The sequence below is a fragment of the Armatimonadota bacterium genome (genome assembly GCA_035527535.1).
GTDB lineage: Bacteria > Armatimonadota > Hebobacteria.
In genome coordinates this window covers 1-2,312 of sequence record DATLAK010000159.1, presented here as the reverse complement: position 1 = coordinate 2,312, position 2,312 = coordinate 1, and the positions used below count along the sequence as shown (strand labels likewise).

Below are 2,312 nucleotides of genomic sequence, written 5' to 3'. Positions count from 1 at the left end.
GACCGGGTCGGTCAGCAGGCGCGACAGCTCGCCCCAGGTCGGGGTCAGCGTCTCACGGATGGCCGACCCGATGGCCCCGCTGACCAGCGCGACGGAGTACCGGCGCACAGGCGGGGCACTCGCCCGCGCATCGTCACGCTCACCACAGAGCCGCGTAGCCAGGTCGAGGGCCTGAGCTGCCCACCACCCATCGTCCAGCGCGTCCAGGACGACCCGTGACCGGCTGGCCATAGGCAGCGCCGCGCACATCGCCCGCACGCCCTGTAGGGCCTCCTGCGGCGTCGCCCCCGTCTCGCCCTCACACGCCGCCTGCCAGACGTAGCAGCCGAGCGCATCGGCCGTTTCTGTGGAGGTCCACCACTCGATCGGGATCATGCGCCCCCCTTCTCTCGGTGCGAGGCAACCGCGGCCAGTCTCGTCATCTTGGCGAGCAGGATCCGCTCGTCCGTTGACGCCTTCGCCCACAGCCCAGTGATGGCCACAAGCGCCTCATGCATGTTGACGCCCTTGCCGCCGTGAAGCGTGTACCGGTCCTTCATGTCGTGACACGACCGACAGGCGGGCTCAGTGTTGGTTCCTCCCACCTCGCGCGGCAGTGGAAAGTGGTCGAGTTCCCCGGTGCTTCCCACTCGGTTGCCGCAGATATAGCAGCGGTCGGCCGGTTTGATCTTTCTCATGTTGCATCCTTTGGCGCGCTCTTGCGCCCACCCCTGCCAGCAGCGAGAAGTTCGTCATGCCCCGGCGCGGCCACCTTGACCGCGCTGGCGTCCCACTGAATCTGGTTCGGGTAGATGCCCCGCTCTGTGTCGATCTGCGGCCTCGCCCACCGCGCACCCCCATAGAGCACATCGAGAAGGTCAGCCGCATCGCCGCGGGTCAGGGCGTAGGGGACGCCCGCCAGGGTCTTGATGGCCTTGCGGTGTTCTTCGGGGACGTGGCGGGTGAGCTTGCTGGCCCCCTTGATCGCCTCGACCTGCTTGAGCGACACGTCAGCGAGCGCCCACCCGCCGCGCGCCATGGACGGATCCAAGATCCCGGCATCTTCGAGCCCTGCCATCACCTCAGCCAGATAGGCGCGGAGCACGTCAAGGGCGACCACTTCGGGTTCGGTGGGCTCGCGGTCGCCCCGTTGCTTCCGCCCCTCCTTCGCCTCTTCGTCGGCGGCCTCTTCGAGCGCCTGCCCGATGGCCTCCACCGTCACCAGGCCGTGACGCCCAAGAAGTAGATGGGGGTCGAGGACCACACCTTCGACCTTCGCGCCGAATCGGGGGTCGGGGTCGTTGTCCACCCGCAGCACCCGCCCGATCTCCTGCAAGAACCGCACGCGGGCCTGGACGTTGCGGCGAAGGCAGAGCCACCGGAGCCACGGGAAGTCCACGCCCTCAGCCAGCAGCGAGACATGCACCAGGGCGCGCACCCGCCCAGCCCGCAGGTCCTCCAGGCGGGCAACGCGGTCGCCCTCGCTGTGGCCGCTGTGGATGGACGCGGCGGGGAACCCGTGATCGGTGAGCCACGCCGCATAGGCATCGGCGTCGTCAATCGAGGTAGCCGACACGATGCCCGGCCCGGCGCCGTGCTCCTGCATCATGGCGAGGCACACCTCATCAATCGTCCCGGCGGCCTCGCCCCTCACCCGCTCATGGCGCATCGGGACCAGCACGCCGTCCCGCATCGCGTCTGTCATGGTGTAGCGGTAGATCACCGAGTCGAAGATCTCGATCGTCTCGCTGGGCACCGACCGGAACGGGGTGGCCGTGAAGCCGACCAGCGCGGCGGGGTTGATCTGCGGGATGGTGTCTCGCAAGACCTGGCCCTGGGTGCCGTGGGCCTCGTCGTAGATCATCAGGGCGACCCCTTTCGGGTAGCTCCGCAGTTCCGCCCAAAGCGCCGGGAGCGAGGCGTTGCAGCACACGATCACGGGGCGGCCGGGCTGCTTCTTCGACCCGTAGAACACCCCCACGGTGTCATCGCCCAGCCGCTTTGCTGCCGTGGCGGCAAGCTGGCGCACGAGGGCCTGGCGCGGGACGGTCAGGATGATCGCCCGGTGCCCCGCCTTTTGCAGCGCCTGCGCCACCAGCTCGATCTGGCACAAGCTCTTCCCGGCGCCCATGACTGCGGAGACGATCCCCCGCTGCCGGCGCTTGAGCGCATCGATGATGATGGGCAGCGCCTCTCGTTGCCAGGCGCGCGGGGTCCAAGGCGCGCCCACCCAGGGCGCACCGATAGTCGGCGTATTCATGTTGGTCTGCCTGTGTTCTGTTTCGCGCCCCCCTGGCAGCCCCCCCGGTAGCGAGCCGGGGAGGGGTGGCATG

At 68.9% G+C, this 2,312-nt stretch carries 3 protein-coding genes; all 3 read right to left on the bottom strand.

The features are described 5' to 3' along the window. Window positions 1–375, bottom strand: a 375-nt coding sequence (locus tag VM221_11180; protein ID HUT75378.1) for a hypothetical protein, incomplete at its 3' end; no start/stop codon positions are given. Next, complete coding sequence (locus VM221_11175) at window positions 372–677, bottom strand: hypothetical protein (protein HUT75377.1); 306 nt, start codon at window positions 675–677, stop codon at window positions 372–374. The genes VM221_11175 and VM221_11180, both read right to left, overlap by 4 nt. Beyond that, window positions 674–2,239 carry a DEAD/DEAH box helicase family protein gene (locus VM221_11170; protein HUT75376.1) on the bottom strand — a complete coding sequence of 522 codons (1,566 nt, stop codon included), beginning with the start codon at window positions 2,237–2,239 and terminating at the stop codon, window positions 674–676. Before VM221_11170 ends, VM221_11175 begins: the two co-directional genes overlap by 4 nt. Window positions 2,240–2,312: the final 73 nt, after the last annotated feature.